16 protein-coding genes are annotated in these 20,628 nt (G+C 62.2%); 7 read left to right on the top strand and 9 right to left on the bottom strand.

Annotated elements, in window-relative coordinates; translation table 11 throughout:
- Nucleotides 1–4: 4 nt before the first annotated feature.
- The 3 genes from ABTV29_RS03250 to ABTV29_RS03240 all read left to right on the top strand — a co-directional run bounded on the left by ABTV29_RS03250 (nucleotide 5) and on the right by ABTV29_RS03240 (nucleotide 2,409).
- Nucleotides 5–817, top strand: coding sequence for a zinc-dependent peptidase (locus ABTV29_RS03250; RefSeq protein WP_433768808.1), 813 nt, complete (start codon nucleotides 5–7; stop codon nucleotides 815–817).
- Between the two features lie 89 nt (nucleotides 818–906).
- Complete coding sequence (ppa, locus tag ABTV29_RS03245) at nucleotides 907–1,434, top strand: inorganic diphosphatase (RefSeq protein ID WP_003228599.1); 528 nt, start codon at nucleotides 907–909, stop codon at nucleotides 1,432–1,434.
- Between the two features lie 228 nt (nucleotides 1,435–1,662).
- Nucleotides 1,663–2,409, top strand: coding sequence for a LexA family transcriptional regulator (locus ABTV29_RS03240; protein ID WP_433768807.1), 747 nt, complete (start codon nucleotides 1,663–1,665; stop codon nucleotides 2,407–2,409).
- Nucleotides 2,410–2,724: 315 nt separating this feature from the next.
- Here ABTV29_RS03240 and ABTV29_RS03235 read toward each other — a convergent pair whose 3' ends face one another.
- Genes ABTV29_RS03235 through ABTV29_RS03210 form a run of 6 tightly spaced genes read right to left on the bottom strand, consistent with a single transcriptional unit; the run spans nucleotide 2,725 to nucleotide 12,901 of the window.
- Nucleotides 2,725–3,537, bottom strand: a complete 813-nt coding sequence (locus ABTV29_RS03235; protein WP_433768806.1) for a YfaP family protein — start codon at nucleotides 3,535–3,537, stop codon at nucleotides 2,725–2,727.
- Nucleotides 3,538–3,540: 3 nt separating this feature from the next.
- A complete protein-coding gene (locus tag ABTV29_RS03230; RefSeq protein ID WP_433768804.1) occupies nucleotides 3,541–5,160 on the bottom strand; it encodes a DUF2300 domain-containing protein in 1,620 nt (539 codons plus the stop codon).
- A 1-nt stretch (nucleotide 5,161) separates the two neighbouring features.
- Nucleotides 5,162–9,721 carry an alpha-2-macroglobulin family protein gene (locus ABTV29_RS03225; RefSeq protein ID WP_433768803.1) on the bottom strand — a complete coding sequence of 1,520 codons (4,560 nt, stop codon included), beginning with the start codon at nucleotides 9,719–9,721 and terminating at the stop codon, nucleotides 5,162–5,164.
- Complete coding sequence (locus ABTV29_RS03220; RefSeq protein WP_433771725.1) at nucleotides 9,718–10,344, bottom strand: DUF1175 domain-containing protein; 627 nt, start codon at nucleotides 10,342–10,344, stop codon at nucleotides 9,718–9,720. Before ABTV29_RS03220 ends, ABTV29_RS03225 begins: the two co-directional genes overlap by 4 nt.
- An 8-nt stretch (nucleotides 10,345–10,352) precedes the next feature.
- On the bottom strand, nucleotides 10,353–12,077 hold the full coding sequence (locus ABTV29_RS03215; RefSeq protein WP_433768802.1) for a DUF2138 domain-containing protein: 1,725 nt from the start codon (nucleotides 12,075–12,077) through the stop codon (nucleotides 10,353–10,355).
- Between the two features lie 35 nt (nucleotides 12,078–12,112).
- Entirely contained in the window at nucleotides 12,113–12,901 is a 789-nt protein-coding gene (locus tag ABTV29_RS03210) for a YfaP family protein (protein WP_433768801.1), read from the bottom strand.
- A 485-nt stretch (nucleotides 12,902–13,386) separates the two neighbouring features.
- Between ABTV29_RS03210 and ABTV29_RS03205 the strand changes: the two genes are divergently transcribed.
- The 4 genes from ABTV29_RS03205 to ABTV29_RS03190 all read left to right on the top strand — a co-directional run bounded on the left by ABTV29_RS03205 (nucleotide 13,387) and on the right by ABTV29_RS03190 (nucleotide 18,535).
- On the top strand, nucleotides 13,387–13,629 hold the full coding sequence (locus tag ABTV29_RS03205) for an exodeoxyribonuclease VII small subunit (protein WP_007894317.1): 243 nt from the start codon (nucleotides 13,387–13,389) through the stop codon (nucleotides 13,627–13,629).
- Nucleotides 13,626–14,513 carry a (2E,6E)-farnesyl diphosphate synthase gene (ispA, locus tag ABTV29_RS03200; RefSeq protein ID WP_433768800.1) on the top strand — a complete coding sequence of 296 codons (888 nt, stop codon included), beginning with the start codon at nucleotides 13,626–13,628 and terminating at the stop codon, nucleotides 14,511–14,513. Before ABTV29_RS03205 ends, ispA begins: the two co-directional genes overlap by 4 nt.
- A 91-nt stretch (nucleotides 14,514–14,604) precedes the next feature.
- Nucleotides 14,605–16,503: a 1-deoxy-D-xylulose-5-phosphate synthase gene (gene dxs / locus ABTV29_RS03195; RefSeq protein ID WP_433768799.1), complete on the top strand. Its 1,899-nt coding sequence runs from the start codon at nucleotides 14,605–14,607 to the stop codon at nucleotides 16,501–16,503.
- A gap of 148 nt (nucleotides 16,504–16,651) precedes the next feature.
- Entirely contained in the window at nucleotides 16,652–18,535 is a 1,884-nt protein-coding gene (locus ABTV29_RS03190; protein ID WP_433768798.1) for a TonB-dependent receptor domain-containing protein, read from the top strand.
- A gap of 109 nt (nucleotides 18,536–18,644) precedes the next feature.
- On the opposite strand, the gene ABTV29_RS03185 is transcribed toward ABTV29_RS03190, so the two are convergent.
- Genes ABTV29_RS03185 through ribA form a run of 3 tightly spaced genes read right to left on the bottom strand, consistent with a single transcriptional unit; the run spans nucleotide 18,645 to nucleotide 20,478 of the window.
- Entirely contained in the window at nucleotides 18,645–19,445 is an 801-nt protein-coding gene (locus tag ABTV29_RS03185) for a cobalamin-binding protein (protein WP_433768797.1), read from the bottom strand.
- Nucleotides 19,445–19,864, bottom strand: coding sequence for an MFS transporter (locus ABTV29_RS03180; RefSeq protein ID WP_433768796.1), 420 nt, complete (start codon nucleotides 19,862–19,864; stop codon nucleotides 19,445–19,447). Before ABTV29_RS03180 ends, ABTV29_RS03185 begins: the two co-directional genes overlap by 1 nt.
- Nucleotides 19,861–20,478 (bottom strand): GTP cyclohydrolase II, encoded by a 618-nt coding sequence (ribA, locus tag ABTV29_RS03175; RefSeq protein ID WP_044465292.1) that lies wholly within the window; start codon nucleotides 20,476–20,478, stop codon nucleotides 19,861–19,863. Before ribA ends, ABTV29_RS03180 begins: the two co-directional genes overlap by 4 nt.
- Nucleotides 20,479–20,628: the final 150 nt, after the last annotated feature.

The raw sequence follows: 20,628 nt of genomic DNA, 5'->3' as shown, positions 1-20,628 counted from the left end.
CGACATGTGGTCGCTTAGCACCTGGCGACGCCGGCGCACCCTGGCCAAATACCCGATTGCCGACGATACGTGGCAACGGGTACGCCAGCACCTGAGCTTTCTTGATGGCATCAGCGCCGCCGAGGACCGATGGCTGCGCGAAGCCTGCGTCCTGTTTCTGGAAGATAAACACCTGACCGCCCTGCCCGGTGTCGAACTGCATCAGGAACAACGCCTGCTGCTCGCCGCCCAGGCGCAACTGCCTTTGCTGCACCTGGGCGATCTGAACTGGTATCAGGGCTTTCACGAAATCATTCTCTACCCCGACGACTTCCTCAGCCCCCAGCGCCATCGTGACGCCAGCGGCGTCGAACACGAATGGGACGCCGAACACAGTGGCGAAGCCTGGCAGCAGGGTCCGATCATCCTTGCCTGGCCTGGCGTGATGGCCAGTGGCGGCTGGGAAGGCTACAACCTGGTGATCCATGAACTGGCGCACAAGCTCGACATGCTCAACGGCAATGCCAACGGTTTGCCACCGCTGCACGCCGACATGCGGGTCAGCGACTGGGCCAGGGTCATGCAAGAGGCCTATGACGATCTCGACCGGCAACTGGAGCGCAATCCGGACGCCGAGACCGCCATCGACCCCTATGCAGCGGAGAATCCAGCCGAGTTCTTTGCCGTCACCAGCGAATACTTCTTCAGCGCCCCGGATTTGCTGCACGAGGCTTATCCACAGGTGTATGAACAGCTGAAACTGTTCTATCGACAGGACCCGCTGGCCCGCCTTCGGCAACTTCTGGCTGAAGATCCGGTCTACCGGGCCCACGACTAAGGTCTACACGACTTCTGGTACATGGCGTCGACACGGGAATATGCCTATAATCGCCGCCACTTTTTGGTCAACTACGGGGGCATCGCCCAATGAGCTACAGCAAGATTCCGGCTGGCAAAGACCTGCCGAACGACATCTACGTCGCGATCGAGATTCCGGCCAACCACGCGCCGATCAAATACGAAATCGACAAAGACAGCGATTGCCTGTTCGTTGACCGTTTCATGGCCACCCCAATGTTCTACCCGGCCAACTACGGTTACATCCCGAACACCCTGGCTGACGACGGTGATCCCCTCGACGTGCTGGTCGTGACCCCTTACCCGGTTGCTCCAGGCTCCGTGATCCGCGCTCGTCCAGTCGGCATCCTGAACATGACCGACGATGGCGGCGGCGATGCCAAAGTCATTGCAGTCCCACACGACAAGCTGTCCCAGCTGTACGTCGACGTGAAGGAATACACCGACCTGCCACCACTGCTGATCCAGCAGATCGAGCACTTCTTCGCGAACTACAAGGATCTCGAGAAAGGCAAATGGGTGAAGATCGAAGGCTGGGACGGCGCAGACGCCGCCCGTGCTGCGATCACCAAGTCGGTTGCGGCCTATAAAGGCTAAGAGCAGCTGCCAGCCTTGAGCTGCGAGCTTCAAGAAAAACCCCGGTGATCCGGGGTTTTTTGTGGGCATTGGAAAAGGTCCGTTAAACACTCTGTTTAAGACAGCTTGCATCAGTGATTTTCTGTTTAAAATTCCTCAAGCACGTCTTACATCCAGTCTTAAATTTCCCTCGAAATTTGAACGCCGCGTTTATTCAAAGGCCCAGGCCTCGCCAGTAGACTCGCGTTCATGAAAAAGAACACTAGCGGCCCCCGATTCAAAGCGCTCCTTGGGATAGCGAACATCACGACAACAGGGTTTGCCGAGTTTTTGAACACGGCCCCGCAAAATGTCCATAACTGGTACACCCGCGGTGTACCCGCTCACTACATGGAAGAAGTCGCCAGAAAGCTGTCCATCAACAGTGAATGGCTGAAAACCGGCGAAGGCCCCAAAGACGCCCGACACCTGCGCCTGCACGACGAAGCCGGCAATACCTTCGATGCCCAGGCCATTCGCGGCGTCTACACGGTCATCGAGCCCACCGACATCGATCTCCCCCTCTTCAAGGAAACCGCCACAGCCCCCGGCTCCGGCAAAACCCACGTCATCGAAGACCCAGGCCAATCCGTCCGGCTGCCCCGCAGCCACCTCGACTCGCTGGAAATCAACCACGCCGACGCCATCTGCGCCCGCATGATCGGCAACAGCATGGCCGAACGTATCGAAGACGGCTCAATCCTGGCCATCGACCGCGGCCTGACCCAGATTGTCGATGGCGAGATCTACGCCATCGAGCATGACGGCATGCTGCGAATCAAATACCTGCACCGAATGCCGGGGAATGCGCTGCGATTACGCAGCCATAATCGCGAACAGTACCCGGACGAGATCTTCAGGGCCGCACAGATCGAAGAACAAAACATCAGGGTGTTGGGTTGGGTGTTCTGGTGGTCGACGCTGAACAAACGCAGACCGGAGGTGCCGTTCCTGTAGATCTCGGGATGCTTGTAGTCGCCGACGCAGCCTGTGTCGGCTACCACATGGATCCGAACCACACGTCAAACTGGGAATTCCCTCAAAAAATCAGTATGATGCGCCCCACATTTGCGCATCGACCCGCCAGGCGGCTCTGATCGCACCGACAAGGCAGATGACTTTCTCGCCGAGTCCCACAGCCGGACGCAAGATCCGGATGTACGTTTTAAAGGCTGGCGAGGTTTACCAAAAATGAACCAAGCCAGTCCCCAAGAAGCCGGCCACAAGCCGGCTTTTTAATGCCTGAAAAAAACACGTCATCGTCCAGCCCCCTCACGGATAACTAAACCCCTTAACCAACGTCAGCTCCCCCACCGCCCGCATCGGCACCAGAAACGTTTCCATCTTCTCGCTCGGCGTCCCCTCCTCGGTAATCACCGTTACCTGCGCCGTAGTCAGCGGCTGAACTGCATCCTCCTGCCCCTCTTCATCACTGCGATACCCGCCCCCGAAATAGTTCACATACACCAGATACTGTCCCTTGATCGGCGCGGGCATGGCGAAGATTTCCGGGCCGTAGCCGGTGGTGACGTCGACGTCGAGGGCCGCGCCGTTGGGGGCGATGCGGTCGCCGTACCAGATGTGCGCGCCGTCGGGAGTGATGAGGTGCAGATCCAGGTCGGTGCCGTCGCTGTCCCAGGCCAGCAACACCCGAAGCTTGGCGGGGGTTGCTCCACCGCTGGCATTCAGGAATTGCGTGCGGTGGCGTTGTAAGCCATCGGGGCTGCGGACTTCGACGCTGTTGCTGCCATTGGGGAAGGAGAACGGGCGATCAAAGCGGCCGGCGGGGTCGATTTTCAGGGGCATGCTGACGCCGTTGACGATCAGTCGGCCTGGATCGTTGCTCTTGGGCGTGGCCTTGATCTGGCCGTTGATGCGGGCGGTGTTGGCCTGGCCGGCCGGGGTGTTGACCGAGGAAGCCGGGTAGTTGACCGTCTGGCGGAAGTTTTCGCCCTCGCCTTCGGGTGCGCCGGTGCGCCAGCCGCCGATCGGGCTGTCGAGTTTGACGCCGTTTTCGGCCATCGCCGGCGATAACGCCGTGAACGCGCAGAGCAACAGCAAGACCTGTGGAAAACGAAGTGTCATGGGCTATTCCAGCAAAAGGTGGCGGGCGAGGCCTTCGATGTAGGTTTCATCCTGGCCATTTGGGTGGGCTTCAAATGCCAGGTGCAGGTATTCGTGGGTCAGGTCGAGACGGTCCTGCAGCGACAGCACGCCTCGCACGTAGATGCGCTGGCGCTCGCGATCGACATAGGGCCGGCCGAACGCCAGGCGGCAAACGGCGAAGGTGCTGACTTCGTTGTAACCGGCTTCGCTTTCGAGACGGGAACGCCAGCCTCGACGCTGTTTTTGCAGCCAGTCCTGTGCGGCGGGCAAGGCTTCGCAGGAGGCCACCGGATTGTCCCAGCGGCTCAGGCTGGCGCGCGGGTAGGCGTGCAACAGGATGGCGTCGTAGCGTTGGCCGGCATTGGCCTGCTCGACGGCTTGCTGCCAGGACAGCTTGTCCGGGCCGGGTTGATCGGAGTGGTAGGTGACGCTGCTGCCGGCCAGCACCAGATCACTGGTCCAGGCAGCGACATCCCGCGCGTCAATGCTGGCCGGGCGCGGAGCGACACGCTGGCGCTGGCTGCTGTCGTCGATGCTCAGGCATTCACCGTTGCGCGTGGCGTTTTGCAGCAGATAGGTGCGGATCGCCACGGCCAGGGCTTTGGCTGCTTCGACGGGCTCGGGGGTGGCTTCGCGTTGCAGTACGCGGGCAACGTACTCTTCGCGATCCAGGCGGGCGACGAGCTTGTCCTTGACCAGAAACAATTCACCGTCACTGTGGATATCGAGCTGGTTACCGTTGGCGAATTCCACCCGATAGTCACCATGCAACGGCCCCGCAGCCACTTCGCGGTTGCCCGCCAGCACGCGCTTGAGCGGATAGCGGGAGAACAGGCTGACTTCGACACAACGTCCCGCATCCACCGGCCATTGAACAGGCACGACCGCCGCCAGCGCCGTTGCGTAATCACGCAGTACCCGCTGACTGGTCCCGCGTCCACCGGCCCAGATCGGCGTGCCGTCTGCGGTCCAGCCCGCGAAGCCGCCCTGACGCGATGCCGCGTCCTGATCCCCCAGCCAGCTCCAGGTTTTCACCCGCAGCCGGCTGCCGAGCTCACCCACGACGTTGCCGTCAGCAGCGCTCAAGACCACATCGAGCAGCACGCGCCGCGCCTGATCCTGTGCCGGCATCGCCGCCAACATCTGTATCAGCTCCGCCACCGGCACCCGTGTCGCCGGCTGCAACGACGGCAAGTCCAGCAACCACTGCGGTGCCTGTCGCGCTTGCCAATAGTCTCGCCAGTGCGCAGCGGAAATCCCCAGGCGCGCCGGCTCGAAATACAGCCCGCAGGACTTCACCAACGCCTGATCGCGCTCGACCTTGCCGCCCGCGCTACAGCAATACACTTCCTCTTTCGACTGCCCGCGACACTCATAGGCCGGCTCGCGCGCCCCGGTATCCACCAGCCAGGCATAGACGAACAGCTTCCACACACTGCCCAGCGGCGTTTGCAAAGTGTCCGACAAGGGTTCGCGGGACAGCAGCTGTGTCTGGCTCAGGGACAGCAACTCGCCCTTGAACGCCAGGTGCAGCGGCTCGCCCTGCGCCATTGCCAACGCAGTCATCGAGCACAGGAACCAGCCGACCAGAGTGCGGAGCATGTCAGTGAACCGTCACCTGACCGAGCGCCGGTTTCTGCTCCTGGGCCTGATGCTGTGGCGCATACACCTGAGTGAATCGCACCGGCGGCAGGTTGAACTGGCCCTTCTGCGAGAAGCGCACCAGATGCCGCAAACGCAATTCACCGCTCAGCGCATCCACGGGCACCGCATAGGCCAGTTGTCCCGGTTCGAAACGAGCCTTTTCCAGCGCCGAGGGTTCCGTTCCGGGCTTGCCCATCAGCTTGATACCCCAAGTGGTGCGCTCGACATCGGCGCCCGGTGGCAACGGCACTTCGAGCAGGCCATAGCGCAGGGGTTTGGCGGCCTTGCTGGTGAGGATCACTTCGTCCAAGTACAGGCTGTCGCTGGACAGCGGCGTGGTGCCGACCGGCTGAAGTTTGAAGGTGAAGGCCTCTTCGCCCGGCACCAGTCGCGACAGGCGACGGGTGATGGTGACGGCCATCGGGTCAACCGGCGGCTGGCGGGTCTGGAAACTCAGCGCGGCCCGCAGCGGGCGCTCTTGCGTGCCGGTCAGCGACAGCACCGCCGGCACCGGCGAAGCACCCTGCCAGGTCCAATACATCTCACCGCTATCTCCGTATTTTTTCTTCCAGCCCTCACCCGGCGCCAGTGCGATCGTCGGCGAGGCCTGCTCGATGCTGCGTTGCAACCAGGTCAGTGCCAATGCACGTTCCAGCGTCGATTGTTGCGGCAGCAGCCGTTGCAGCAATGCCGTCGCGCGGGCCTGATCGAAAGGCTGCAGCGACAGGTTCAACGCCTCGGCAAACGGATGGGAGCTGACCGCCAGGCGCTGTTGCGCGCCGGCCAATTGCCGACTGAAAGCATCCGGCACAGTCACCTTGGCCTGACGCGCCAGGGAAGCGGTCAACACTCGCGCAGCGGCCAGACCGAGGGCCGAATCCGGATCGCCCATCACCAGGCTGTCGTCCCCGGTCTCCAGCATGTTCGCGGCACTGCCCTCGCCCGCTTGCGCCAGATCGTCCATCAAACCACTAAGCAGTGTGTTCACCGGCAACTGCATCTGCCGGGAGAACGACAGGATCAACGCGCGTTGCAACAACGGTGTGTTTTTCGCCTGCTTGGCGTAGACCTCCAGCACCCGTTGCCAATGCTCCGGCGGCAGGCTCAACTCCAGCACCTGGCTGGCGTGCCAGTCGGCGTAATAGGCGTAGGCGGTGAGGAACGCATCCGGCTCGCCGTCCATGCCCCACCAGGTAAAACTCGCCGACGGCCCGGCCATCTGCACCAGGCGCAGGCGGCTGTTCTGCATGATCAGACGCAGGCGATCGCGAATCTGCGGGTTCGCCGACAGGGTCGGGTAAGCAATGCTCAGCGGCAGCAAACGGCTGGCGGTCTGTTCGACGCCGCCGTACGGGTAGCTCAGCAAGTCATCCAGTGCCAAGCGGAACAGCGCCTGCGGACTGTCATCAAGGCGCAGGCGGATGTCCGTGGCATCTGCCGGCAAGGTCAGCGGTGTGTCACCAGTGGCCACGTCCAGGCTTTGACTCTGGGTGACCTGCCAGCCCTCGCCGGTTGCGGTCAGGCGCACGGCCAGGGCATCCGCGGTTTTGCCGTCCTGCTGCAGTTCGGCGGCCCACTCGCCAGAAGCCAGGACAAATGGCGGCAGCGGGATGTAGTTGATGCCGCTGTTGAGCGTGACAGGAATGCGCTGCTCGGCACCGGCGTAGTGGGTCACCAGTTCTGCCTTGACCGGACTCTCGGATTGACTGAAGGCAAACACGCCCAGATCCGGCTTGTCCCCCGCGCGGAATTTGCTCGGCCCGCTCCACTTCAGGTACAGCGGTTTTTCCGAACGCAGGAACTGCTTCTTCTGCCCTACTGCGCCGTCATCGGCGATGGCCCGGGCGGTGATGCGCCAGCGGGTCAGGGAGTCCGGCATCTTGAAGGTGAAACGGGTCTTGCCATTGGCATCGGTGAGCAGCTCCGGTTGCCAGGCGGCGGTGTCGACGTCTTCGCGACGCGGTCGCTCCAGCACCTTCACCCCGCGCTCACTGCGGTTGGCCTTGCCCGGCGCACCGGGGCTGCCCGGCAGCGCGACGTCATAACTGATGAACGACAGGCTGGCGCTGGTGCGCACGTTGTTGCGCCTTGGGTGGTAGAAGAACTGGTCGATGGTCGGCGCCACTTCCGGTTGCAGCGCATAGACCATTTCGTCAACCACGCTGACCGTCAGATGCGCCGGGACCGGCTTGCCGGCGAACTGCGTGATCAGGTCCACGGTGACGGTGTCACCGGGTTGATAGGTGTCCTTGTCGGTGGCGATGGCGACGTCGATCTGCGGAGTAACCACCTTGATCCCGGCGTTCTGGAAACTGTATTGGCCGCCCTTGGTGTACAGGACCGAGAACGTCAGGTTCGGCGTGAAGCTGTCCTTCACCGGGATGCGGGCGCGGTATTGGGTGTCGCTGAGTTTCTCCATTTTCAGCCAGTCGCCGCCTTTGGACAGCAGCGCAGTGGCCTCGACCTTGTCACGCTCCAGCGACAGCAAGGCATCGCTGACCGGCTCGGGGAAGGTGATCAACGCCAGCGCTTCATCGCCCGCCTTGTACTCGGGTTTGTCGAGGACGATTTCCACCGTGCCGGGCACGGCTTTGACACCATCACCGGTGACGGAATGCCCGGCCGCGCCGAGGGTCCGGCCGTGGTCATCCCGGAGCGTCAGGTTGTAAGTGCCTGGCCGCTCGAAAGCCAGCGCAAAACCTTTATCGGTCGGCGCCAGTTTGCCTTCGCCGGTGCTCTGGTCTTCCAGGCGCACCCAGCCGTAGCTGCTCGGCACCACCGTTGCGGCTTGCTCGCTTTCATTGGCATAGCTGAACGCAACCTTGTCCCCCACCGCGCTGAAACGCTGTGGCGCGCTCAAGCGGAAATTCGCCGCACCGCGATCGATGAGGATTTCCTTGGTGGTCTTGACCCGATACGCCGCGCCATCGCTGGCAAACACAGTGAGCATGTAGCGACTCGGTTTCTCGGCGGCTGGCAGATCGAGGGTGGCGTTGCCCTTGGCGTCGGTGGTCAATTCGGTGCTGGTCAGCTCCACCGGAAATTGCCCCAGGTACTGCAACTCGTTGTCGACCATCGACAGCTGCTGGGCCCGCAGGCTCAGGCTGAGTTTGGCGTTGGCCACCGGCTTGCCGTCCGGGTACAGCAATACAAGATTGCCTTTCACCGGCTCGCCGGTACGGTAATCCTGCTTGGCCAGGTTCAGCGAAATCTCGAAGTGCGGCTTGATGTATTCGGCCACGCGGAAGGCGCTGCTGTAGGTTTGATCCTTGTAGTTGAAACGCAGCTCATAACCACCGGCCACCGCATTGTCCGGCAACTGGAAACGCCCTTGAGTGCCGGCCTTGGAATCGAGTTTCAAGTCCAGGCTTTGCAACGCTGTACCGGTCGCATCCAGCACGGTCACGCTGACATCAGCGGCGGCAGGTTGCACCGAATCTCGCGCATTCTTGAACTCGCGACCGACGATTTTCAGCGACACCCAATCCCCCGGCCGATACAGCGGGCGGTCGGTGAAGGCATAGAGTTTGGTGTCGTAGATTTCGCTGTCGTAGTAGAAGTTTTCCGAGACGAAAACCCCACCCTCCTCGTCCTCGCCGATCACGAACGAACGCTCGGGGCTGACGTGTTTGAGCCGCAGCAATCCGTCGGCATCGGTGGCGCCACTGCTCATCACACCCAGGCCATCGGTCCACAGCACATCGACCTTGGGCACAGAACTGCCTTCGTGTTTGCGCGCGGCCCACACCAGCAATTCATCACCGGCAATCTTGCTCACCGCCACGGTGTTGGAGACGAAGACCATGGTGGTCGCGCGGTACTTGCCGATCAGCGCTTCCACCAGATAAAGGCCCGGCTTCAACTGGCCCAACGGAATGTAGACGTTGCCCGGCGCGACGCTGACGAATTCGCTGGAAGACCCGGCCAGGTTCACCCCTGGCGGTGGCTGGATCGGCTTGGCTTCCCACAGCGGATAGCGGAACTGGCTGACCACCGGCAAACCGGGAATCAGTGCGAATTGGGGTTGCGCGTCGTAGGGCGTTGGCGCGGCCATGGCGTTGCCCATCTTCAGTTCCGGCACTTCTTCGGTGACTTGTTTACGCGACTCGTAGGAAAACGCCCGCTGCATCACCCGACGGGATTTGCGGTACCAGTTGTCCCACAGGTACGCCAGGGTGTTCGACAGGCCCTCGCCCTTGAACTGGCCATCGCTGACCACGCGGTGCAGGTTCTTCTGGCGCTTGAGGAAATCCAGCGGCTTGTCGATGCGATACACGCGGATGTCCGCGCCGCCGTAGGGCTCCATGCGGAACCGGCGATAGTCGCGGCCGGGGGCTTCAAGGCGCACCATCGCCTGTTCGTCGCTGGCGAAACTGCTGTCGGCCAGCAGAAAAAAACTTTCCCCGGCCACCGGGGTGTAGCCGCTCGGCTCGACCGTGTCTTCAGCCCGGCTAGCGGAAAACGGCAGCGCCAGAAGCAACAGCAGAGGCAGAAAACGCAGCATGCGGGCACCGATCATTGGGAGAGAAAATTCAGTCGATAGACGCCGATGAAGTTGGGGTTGGCTGCATCGGGTATCCATCGGGTGTCCTTCCATGTCATGAGTTGTTGCAGGCTTGCCGAACGCATGCCGTTGTCAGTGGGGGTGGTGGTGCCGGTGTGATAGGCGATGTAGCGACCCATCCAGATCATCAGGTGCTGGTCATCGCCCTGATCGAAAAACATCAGGTCACCGGGTCGGGCCTGGGCCACGTCACGGCCGACCAGATGACTGTTGAACTGGATCAATTTGATGGCGTTGACGTACGGCCCGACCTTGCCGCCGCCCTGTTGCCATTGCTGGGCGAGACCGCGCTGGGCATCGCTCAATTGCAGCTCAGGTGGCAGGTAGCGGTTGGACAGGCCATTGCTGCGCAGCCATTTGCCGTCGTGGACTTTCAGTGCCTCGTTGGCAGCGAAACGCACCAGCCCGGCGCAATCCTGCTGATACCAGCGCGGGCTCGGGCCCTGGCTCAGCTGCTCCTGGGCGATGCGCACGAACCAGGCGCGGAAGATCTGCGATTGCTGCACATCCAGCGCCGGTGTTTCGAGCGCCAAGGCTTGCCCCGCCAGCATCAGCGCCAGCAGGCCAAAGACTCGCATCGATTTCGTCACAGTGCCTTCCACGTCAGCGGCAGCCATTGCCAGTGACCGTCGGGCTCACTGCCTTCGGGCAGGGTCAAGGCGTACTTGCCGTAGCCACCGAGGGTGCGCAATTTAGGGATCAGGTAAGTTTTCGCGGCGTTGTAGAACACCGGCTCCATGTCTTGCGGCAGGCTGTCGAGGGTTTCCTGCTGCATCAGTTGCGCCATGGAGTCCGGGCCGAAATAGATCGGCATCAGCAGGTCTTTCGGCACCACATCGGCCATCGGCGGGAAGCGTTTGTCGAGGGTGCCCAGCGCCTTGTCCACCAGCTTGTCATCAAGGGAAAACAGCAGCGTCGAGCCGTGCCGCGCCAGGCTCACGCGCATGAACGCCTTGCCGCTGATCGCGTCGGGATTCTCGGCATCCCCGGCCTTATAAGGTCCGAAGTTGGAGCTGACCTGGCGCTGCCACTGATGGCTTTGACCTTCCTGCTTCTCGACCACCGGGAAGACATGCTCGTCGACGTTGGCTTCGTAGGCGCCCACCATCGAACCGAACAGCTTGCCCAGATCACCGTCGAGTTTCGCGCTGTCCTTGTCATTCAGGCTGGCCACCAGCAACGGTGTGTACAGCCGCGAATCGGCGTACCAGCACAGCCCCGCCGCGCCGGCCATGTGCTCGGTCATCGCCTGGGCTGCGGACTCTTCGGCACCGAGTTTGACCAGCAGCGGTTTCTGTTGTTCGGCGGCCAGGGGCAAGGCCACGCATGCGCTGGCGCCCATGGGCATGGCCTGCCAGATCGGCTTGAAATCGAAATCCGGCTGGTTATCCAGCTCGTCCATCGCCAGAAAGCTGTGCCAACCCTTGTCGTCCATGTCGAAGCGCAGGCCGGCGAAATTCGGGATAAAGCGCTGATATCCCATGGCCAATACACTGGCATTGACCGACAGCCGCTGCTTGACCTCTGGCGCACGGGGTTGCAGGCCGAAGGCTTCCGGGAACAGCTTTTCACCGCCCAGCAACGCCGCGATGGCCTGGGGCGAGACGCTGCCCGACGCTGGCGTCGCGCCACTTTGCGGATCAACGAACCGGGTCGGATTCGACAGCACCACCAGCTTGTCGCCATGGGACGCGAACAGCAGCGCCCTGCCCGCGTTGTAGGTGAGCTGATAAAGCGCCACGTCATCGGCACCGACTTTCACATCGGCGATCTTGCTCAGCTGCGAGTCATCCAGCGCCACTTTCGCCAGCGGCTCCAGCACCTTGGCCAGGCCGCCGCGATCCATCACCAGCAGGAAATCCCGGAGCCGCCCATCCGCTCCGCGCCACAGCGCGATGTCGGCCGGCTGATCGAACAGTTGCTCGATCAGCGTGTCCTGCAACTTCAGGTCATGCTCGTAAATGATTCGCCGCAGACTGCCGATCAAACCGAGGCGATCGGCATGGGTTTCGTAATAGAAGACGAAATCTTCGGTCAGGGTTTCCTTGAGGAACGGCACCGCCAACAGGTCCTTGGGCAACTGGCTCAGGGACCGGGTTTCCAGCAGGGCATCGGGGCGGCTCATCCCGAGTTTTTCCGCTGCCAACTGCGGCGCCGGGGCTGTGCGTTTATGCATCAGCCAGCCCATGCCACCGGCCACGCCCGCCACCAGGCAAAGCCCGACCACAATGGCCGGCCAGCGCCGGGACGGTTTGACGCCCGGTGTTTCGGCCGCTGGCGGTACGGCCGGCAAATCAGTGCTATCGCTCATGAATACAAACCCAAATCATCCGTGGTGCGGGATGCTCAATAGTTGAAAGTCTTGACCAGCAGCAGGTCGCCGATGGCGCGCAAGGGCACGATGAAGGTCTCGCGTTTTTCGTCGACGGTGTTTTCGTTGAGCACCAGATTGATCTGCGAGGTGATCACCTCGTTCTGGTTGCTGGCCTCATCGAAGTTATAGCCGCCGCTGCCGAAGTTGCCCCAATAGTTCACGTAAACCAGATAGGTGCCATGCAGCGGCGCGGTCATGGTGAACATTTCCGGGCCGGGGCCATCCACACCATCCGGGTCGAGGCCACCGCCGTTGCTCATCGCCGGCCGCGCCCAGAATGCATGCTGGCCGTCGGGCGTGATGATGTGCAGGTCGAGTTCGGCTTTCGGGTCGTCCCAACCCAGCACCACGCGAATCCGCGCCGGCGTGCGCAAATTGTTGGCTTCATAGAATTGAACGCGCTTGAGCGACTGACCTTCGGCACTGCGCACTTCGACGCTGTTGGAGCCGGCACCGAAGGCATAGGGCCGGGCGAAACGCCCCTGGTCGTCGGTGTACAGGTTCAGTGGATTGCCATTGACCGCCAAAGTGTGGGGGCCGCGCTGGGTGCCGAGAGCCTTGAGCTGGCCCTGGATCATCGTGCGATTGCGCTGCACGCCCCGGTCGATGGGCGGCGTGGGGTAGGCGACCTGTGGATTTTCCGTGCGATCCAGCAGTCCGTTGAAGCGCCAGCCACCCACCGGCTCCGACAGATCGGCACTTGGCGCAGCGAAAGCCTGCGCACAGGCCAGCCCGATCAGCAGCAAAAGAAATGAACGCATGTGACGCCTCCTGCCATGCCTGACGAAACCTTGCGCCTGATCCTCGGCGCGTTACAGATGTGGTTACTGCGTTTCGTCTGAAAAACCCGCGACTGTCGGGTCATCAATGGCGCGAAGGTTAGTCACTCCGTCCGCTACAAACAATCAGATACATCCTACATTGTGGCTCGATTCACGGTTGTTGATGGGCGGTGAGCCGATTAGCGTCTTTATTCGGCTCACGAAATGAGCCGAATAATTCGTGCGTCGGGCTCGACTGTTCTCTGTAGGAGCGAGCTCGCTCGCGAAAAAAACCAGGGCATCGTTGGGCATCTGGTTTCCCGCGTTATCGTTCACGACCATCGCGAGCAGGCTCGCTCCTACAGGAGGTCAAGGCCAAAGTTCCAGCTCCGCCCAGGAAATGGTGGCCGCCCCCCGCTCATTTGCCCATAAACCCCCTATCTGCTAGTGTCGCGCCGGTTTAACGTCTACCGGAAATTGCCGCCATGGCCCGCAAAAAAGCTGCACTGGATTTCGAACAGTCCCTCGCTGACCTGCAAACGCTGGTGGAGCGTCTGGAGAACGGTGAATTGTCGCTGGAAGACTCGCTGACCGCTTTCGAGCAGGGCATCGGGCTGACTCGCGATTGCCAGGCGGCGCTGGCCCAAGCCGAGCAAAAGGTTCAGGTGCTGCTCGAGCGTGATGGCGAGTTGGCCGAGGAACCCTTCGACGCGGATCAACCAGAATGATTGCAGCGTACTCGGCGACCAGCCAGGCCCGTGTCAATGCGGCCCTGGAAACCCTGTTCCATGCGCCTTTGCCGGAACTGGCACGGCTCTACGAAGCCATGCGCTATAGCGTGATGAACGGCGGCAAGCGCGTGCGTCCACTGCTGGCCTATGCCGCTTGCGAAGCTTTGGGCGGCAAGGCCGAACAAGCCAACGGCGCGGCTTGCGCGGTGGAGCTGATCCACGCCTATTCGCTGGTGCACGACGATTTGCCGGCCATGGACGACGACGATCTGCGTCGCGGCCAGCCGACCACCCACAAGAAATTCGACGAAGCCTGCGCGATCCTCGCCGGTGACGGCTTGCAGAGCCTGGCGTTCAGCGCCCTGCTCGACTTGCGCCTGAGCAGCCTGGATGCCGACATCCGCCTGCAAATGGTCACTGCCCTGGCCCAAGCCGCAGGCCCGGCAGGCATGGTCGGCGGTCAAGCCATCGATCTGGGCTCGGTCGGACTGAAGCTCGATCAGAAAGCGCTGGAACAGATGCATCGCCACAAGACGGGCGCGCTGATCGAAGTCAGCGTCCAACTCGGTGCCCTGGCCAGTGGCCGTGCCGAGAAGGACGAACTCAAGTCCCTGAAGACTTATGCACAGGCCATCGGCCTGGCGTTCCAGGTGCAGGACGACATTCTCGACGTTGAAAGCGATACCGCCACCCTGGGCAAACGCCAGGGCGCCGACATCGCCCGCGACAAGCCGACCTACCCGGCTTTGCTCGGTCTCGACGCCGCCAAGGCCTACGCCCTGGAGCTGCGCGATCAGGCGCTGCACGCGCTGCGACCGTTTGACGCGGCCGCCGAGCCCCTGCGCGATCTGGCCCGCTACATCGTCGATCGCCGCAACTGACGGCGTATTCGCCAAAAAAGACCAACGCGTGGGCAGGGACCGATGCATCAGGTAAACTGCCGCATCTTTTATACCTATAACGATTCGCCTGATGCCCACGACGTTTCATGAGATTCCCCGCAAGCGCCCGACCACGCCCCTGCTGGACCGCGCGAACACGCCGGACGGCCTGCGCCGGTTAGGCGAAGCCGAGCTGGAAACCCTGGCCGATGAGTTGCGCCTGGAATTGCTCTACACGGTCGGTCAGACCGGTGGGCATTTCGGTGCCGGCCTGGGCGTGATCGAGCTGACCATCGCGTTGCACTACGTTTTCGACACCCCGGACGACCGGCTGGTGTGGGACGTGGGGCATCAGGCCTACCCGCACAAGATCCTCACCGATCGTCGCGAGCGCATGAGCACCCTGCGCCAGAAGGACGGCGTCGCCGCTTTCCCGCGCCGCTCCGAGAGCGAGTACGACACCTTTGGCGTCGGCCACTCCAGCACCTCGATCAGCGCCGCGCTGGGCATGGCCATTGCCGCCCGCCTGCAGAACAGCGATCGCAAGGCCATCGCCGTGATCGGCGACGGCGCCCTGACCGCCGGCATGGCGTTCGAAGCGCTGAACCATGCGCCGGAAGTGGACGCCAACATGCTGGTGATCCTCAACGACAACGACATGTCGATCTCGCGCAACGTCGGCGGCCTGTCGAACTATCTGGCGAAAATCCTTTCCAGCCGCACCTACGCGAGCATGCGCGAAGGCAGCAAGAAAGTGCTGTCACGCCTGCCCGGCGCCTGGGAAATCGCCCGTCGCACCGAAGAATACGCCAAGGGCATGCTGGTGCCCGGCACGCTGTTCGAAGAGCTGGGCTGGAACTACATCGGCCCGATCGATGGCCACGACCTGCCGACCCTGATCGCCACGCTGCGCAACATGCGCGACCTTAAAGGCCCGCAGTTCCTGCACGTCGTCACCAAGAAAGGCAAAGGCTTCGCCCCGGCGGAAGTCGACCCGATCGGTTACCACGCCATCACCAAGCTCGAACCCCTGAACGCTCCTGCCGCCGCGCCGAAGAAAGCCAGCGGCCCGAAATACTCCGGTGTGTTCGGCGAATGGCTGTGCGACATGGCGGCGGTCGATCCGCGCCTGGTGGGCATCACGCCAGCCATGAAGGAAGGCTCCGACCTGGTGGCCTTCAGCGAACGCTTCCCGCAGCGCTATTTCGACGTGGCGATTGCCGAGCAACACGCCGTGACCCTCGCCGCCGGCATGGCCTGCGAAGGCGCGAAACCGGTGGTGGCGATCTACTCCACGTTCCTGCAGCGCGGCTATGACCAACTGATTCACGATGTGGCGGTACAGAACCTCGACGTGCTGTTCGCCATCGACCGTGCCGGCTTGGTCGGCGAAGACGGCCCGACTCACGCAGGCAGCTTCGACCTGTCGTTCCTGCGCTGCATCCCCGGCATGCTGGTGATGACCCCGAGCGACGAAAACGAACTGCGCAAGATGCTCACCACCGGTCACTTGTTCGAAGGCCCGGCGGCCGTGCGTTACCCGCGTGGCAGTGGCCCGAATGCGACCATCGAGAAAAACCTCGAACCGATCGAAATCGGCAAGGGCGTGATTCGCCGTCAGGGCAGCAAAGTCGCCCTGCTGGTGTTCGGCGTGCAACTGGCCGAGGCGCTGAAAGTCGCCGAGACCCTGGATGCGACCGTGGTCGACATGCGTTTCGTCAAACCCCTGGACGAAGCACTGGTGCGTGAAATCGCCGCCAGCCACGAGCTGCTGGTGACCGTCGAAGAGAACGCGATCATGGGCGGTGCCGGCAGCGCGGTCAGCGAGTTCCTGGCCCGGGAAAACATCCTCAAATCGATGCTGAACCTGGGCTTGCCGGACAGCTATGTCGAGCACGCAAAGCCTGCGCAGATGCTGGCCGAGTGTGGGCTGGATGAAGCAGGGATCGAGGCGTCCATTCGCGAGCGCCTGCAACTGCTCAACATCTAAACACCAGACACATGCAAAACCCTGTGGGAGCGAGCCTGCTCGCGATAGCGGTCTGACAGTCACCAATTCCTTGACTGACACACCCTCATCGCGAGCAGGCTCGCTCCCACAGTTGTTAGCGCCACACCAGACCTGCCATGGACTTCCCTTGAAATTCTTCTCCCTCGCCCTGACGCTGACCCTGCTGCCGTCAGGCCCGCTGCTGGCCGACACCTTCGAACGCGATCAGGCCCTGAAGCTGCCCGACGTGCTGATCAGCGCCAACCGCCAGGTCGAGGCACGCAACGACAGCAGCGCCGCCAACACCGTCTTCACCCGCGAAGACATCGACCGCCTGCAACCCGACAGCGTCACCGATCTGCTGCGCCGGGTTCCGGGCGTGCAAGTCGCGCAAACCGGCGGGCGCGGCAGCCTGCCGGGCATCTACATTCGCGGCACGCAATCGGCGCAGAGCCTGGTGCTGGTGGACGGCCAACGGATCGGCACCTCAAGCTCGGGCGACAGCAACCTGCAGCACATCAACATCGAACAGGTGGAGCGGGTGGAAGTGCTGCGCGGTTCACGCTCGGCGATTTACGGCAGCGACGCGATCGGCGGTGTCATCCAGATCTTCACCCGTCGTGGCGGCGAGCCGGGCCTGCGCCCGCAGTTGCACGTCGGCATGGGCAGCAATCAGACCTGGGAACGCAGCCTTGGCTTGTCCGGCGGCGATGAGCAGACCCGTTTCAATCTTGGCGCCAGCCTCGATGAAACCGCCGGGATCAATCGCACCCATCAGTCGTATCCCAGCGATAGCGACCATGACGCCTATCGCAACCAGTCGTTCAGCCTGAGCCTCAGCCATGCCTTGAACGATGACATCGAAATCGGCGCCAACGTGCTGGATAACCGTGGCAAGAGCGAGTTCGACAACCCGTTCGGCCGCTTCGACCTGAATACCTTCGAGTCCGTCCAGCAACAGCCCTACAGCGAATTCGATGTGAGCAGCGTCAGCAGCTACGTCGACGCGCGGGTCAATGAGATCTGGAAAAGCCGCATCGAGTTCGGTCACAGCGAAAACCGCGAAAAGACCCTCGACAAGCTCAGCGACGAACGCAGTGTGTTCAACACCTATCGCGATTCGCTGAGCTGGCAGAACGACCTGACCCTCAATGATCGCAACAGCCTGATCCTCGGCGGCGACTGGTACGAAGACCGGCTCAACAGCAGCACGGCCTTCGACGAAGACAGCCGCTGGAACCGTGCGGCGTTCGTTCAGCATCGCTACCACACCGACAGCTTCTCGACCGAACTGGGCCTGCGCCGTGACCAGAACCAGCAATTCGGCGGCCAGAACAGCTGGAGCGGGACCTTCACCCTGCCGCTCAATCCGGACAACGATGTGCTGCTGACGTACAGCGAAGGTTTCCGTGCACCGACCTTCAACGACCTGTATTACCCGGATTTCAGCAACCCGGACCTCAAGCCCGAAACCTCGAAAAGCTATGAACTGCAATGGCGCAGCCAATTGTCCGAGGACAGTCGCCTGGAGGCTTCGCTGTACCGGACCGACCTGGAAGACGCGATCATCTTCGGCAGCAACTCGCGCCCGGAAAACGTCGCCTCCGCGCGGATCAACGGTTTCGAGGCAGCCCTGAAGCAGGAGCTGTTCGGCTGGCAGAGCAACCTGGGCGTGGCGATCATCGACCCGCGCGACCGCGACACCGGCCATACCCTGGCCCGCCGTGCGCGGCGCACCTTGAGCCTGGACCTGGATCGGCAGTTCGACCGCCTGGACCTGGGCGCCAGCTGGCAAGCGGTGAGCAGCAGCTATGACGACCTGAACAACCAGCAATCGTTGGGCGGCTATGGGTTGTTGGGGTTGCGTAGCAGCTGGGAGCTCAATCGCGAGATCAAGCTGGAGATGAAGGTGGATAACCTGCTGGACAAGGGTTACAGCCGGGTGTTGTACAGCCATGAAGGCAGTCAGTATGGGTATCGCGAGGAAGGTCGGGCGTGGATGTTTGGGGTGACCTGGACGCCTGAGATTTAACTCAGGATTTTTTGGTGTCTTGACTGGCGCCATCGCGAGCAGGCTCGCTCCCACAGGTCAGTGTGCCTTCTGTGGGAGCGAGCCTGCTCGCGATGGGCGCACCTCGGTCTCAACGGTCAGGCGCGATCATTTGGCACAGTTTGGCTGTCGCCTCGACCATCTGCCCGCTAGGCCGCTCCAGGCCTTTATCGGTCACCAGCAGTAGCCGCTTGTGAACCACCGCATCGACTTGAGGCCAGGCCTTCCACGCTTCCAGCTGAGCCTGATCTCCCGCCAGTATCACCTCGGGATTGCGCTGCAACACCGCCTCCACGCTGACTTGCGGCGCCGGAATCGCCAGATCGGCAAACACATTGCGGACACCGCAAACATCAAGGGCGTCGCTGATGATCTGCCCACCGCCGACGGTGTACAGCGGCCGATCCCAGACCTGGTAGAAACCGTGCAAAGGCTGGTCCCGCCGATAACGCTGACGCAGTTCCCCCAGCCGTCGACGTAAATCGGTGGCCAAGGCCGTCCCGCGCTCAGCTCGCCCGAGCTGTTCGGCAATGGCTTCGATCTGTGCGGTGAGTTGGGCAAAGTTGTGAGGTTCGGCGACGAACGTGGGGATGTTCAAGCGCTTGAGCTGTTCGCGCTGAGCCGGGCCGACGCTACCGGGCCAGAGCAGCAGCAAATCGGGTTTCAGGCTCAGCAGCTGTTCCATGTCGAGCTGGCCGTAGCGGCCAACGGAAGGCAGGTTCTTCAGTTCGGCTGGACGTTCGCCGGCATCCAGCACACCCACCAGTAGGTCGGCGGAGCCCAGTTCGACAACGATTTCCGAGAGCGATGGTGCGAGGCTGACCACGCGTTCGACTGCCGCTGCCCAAGGGCTGAAGGCCAGCAGCAAACAGCCCAGCCAGAATGGACGCATCAGGCCAGCTGGCGCGGGATACGGTAGAGGTAAAACAGTACGGCGGTGGAAAGCGCCAGCAGCATCAATGGCACGGCTTCAAGGCCGACGAACACCGCCAGCGCACCAATCCACGCCGGCAGGCTGGCCGCGAGGAACGCCATGCGTCGCTTGGCGGCCAGGCTGATCCATGCCGCAGGCTCTTCCTGGGTGTCGAGGGTTTTTTGCGTGGCGATCAGCGCGTGCTTGTAGCGGCCGAAGAACTTCAGGCTGACAAACATCGATGCCACGCCAGCGATGAAAAACGGCATCGCCAGCACCGGCAGGATGGCCTCGCCTTGGCCGAACACGCCATTGATCACGAACAGCGGCAACAGCGCCAGCGCAAAGTATTGCCACCAGCTGACGGTCAGTCGCCGCCTCACCTGGCCACGGGTCACGCCCGATCTACCTCGCCCTGATGCTCGTTGCCCATCATGTGGTCGAGCTTGCTGGCCTTGGTCGCCAGATAGAGTTTGTTGTGCGGGTTGTGCCCAGTGTGCAGCGGCACGCGCTCGGCCACCACGATGCCCATGTCGGTCAAGGCTTTGACCTTGCGCGGGTTGTTGGTCATCAGGCGCAGGGACTTCACGCCCAGGTGCTCCAGCATCGGCAGGCACATGGCGTAGTCGCGCTGGTCAGCGGCAAAGCCCAGACGCTCGTTGGCTTCCACGGTGTCGGCACCGCCGTCCTGCAACTCGTAGGCGCGGATCTTGTTCAAAAGGCCAATGCCACGGCCTTCCTGACGCAAGTACAGCAACACGCCACGGCCTTCACGGGCGATGGCCTGCAGTGCTGCCTCCAGTTGCGAGCCGCAGTCGCAACGCTGGCTGAACAGGGCGTCGCCCGTCAGGCACTCGGAATGCAACCGGCCGAGTACCGGGGCACCGTCGGCGATCTCACCCAGGCTCAGCACAACGTGCTCGCGGCCGGTGGCTTCGTCGAGAAAGCCGTGCATGGTGAATTGCGCAAAAGGCGTTGGCAGCTTGGAAGCGGCGACAAAAACGACAGGCACCGGTGTGCTCCTGATCTAAAAAAACTGAAGATTCGCTGGGCGGCATTGTAACAGCAGGTTCCAGCCGACGCTTAGGCTGAATTATCGAGGATAACTATCAAGAAGTTTGATATCTGGCTGCCCCAACTCCCTGTGGGAGCGAGCCTGCTC

Source organism: Pseudomonas putida (genome assembly GCF_050989985.1).
Lineage (GTDB): Bacteria > Pseudomonadota > Gammaproteobacteria > Pseudomonadales > Pseudomonadaceae > Aquipseudomonas > Aquipseudomonas putida_AI.
This window is presented reverse-complemented; position numbering and strand designations above follow the sequence as displayed.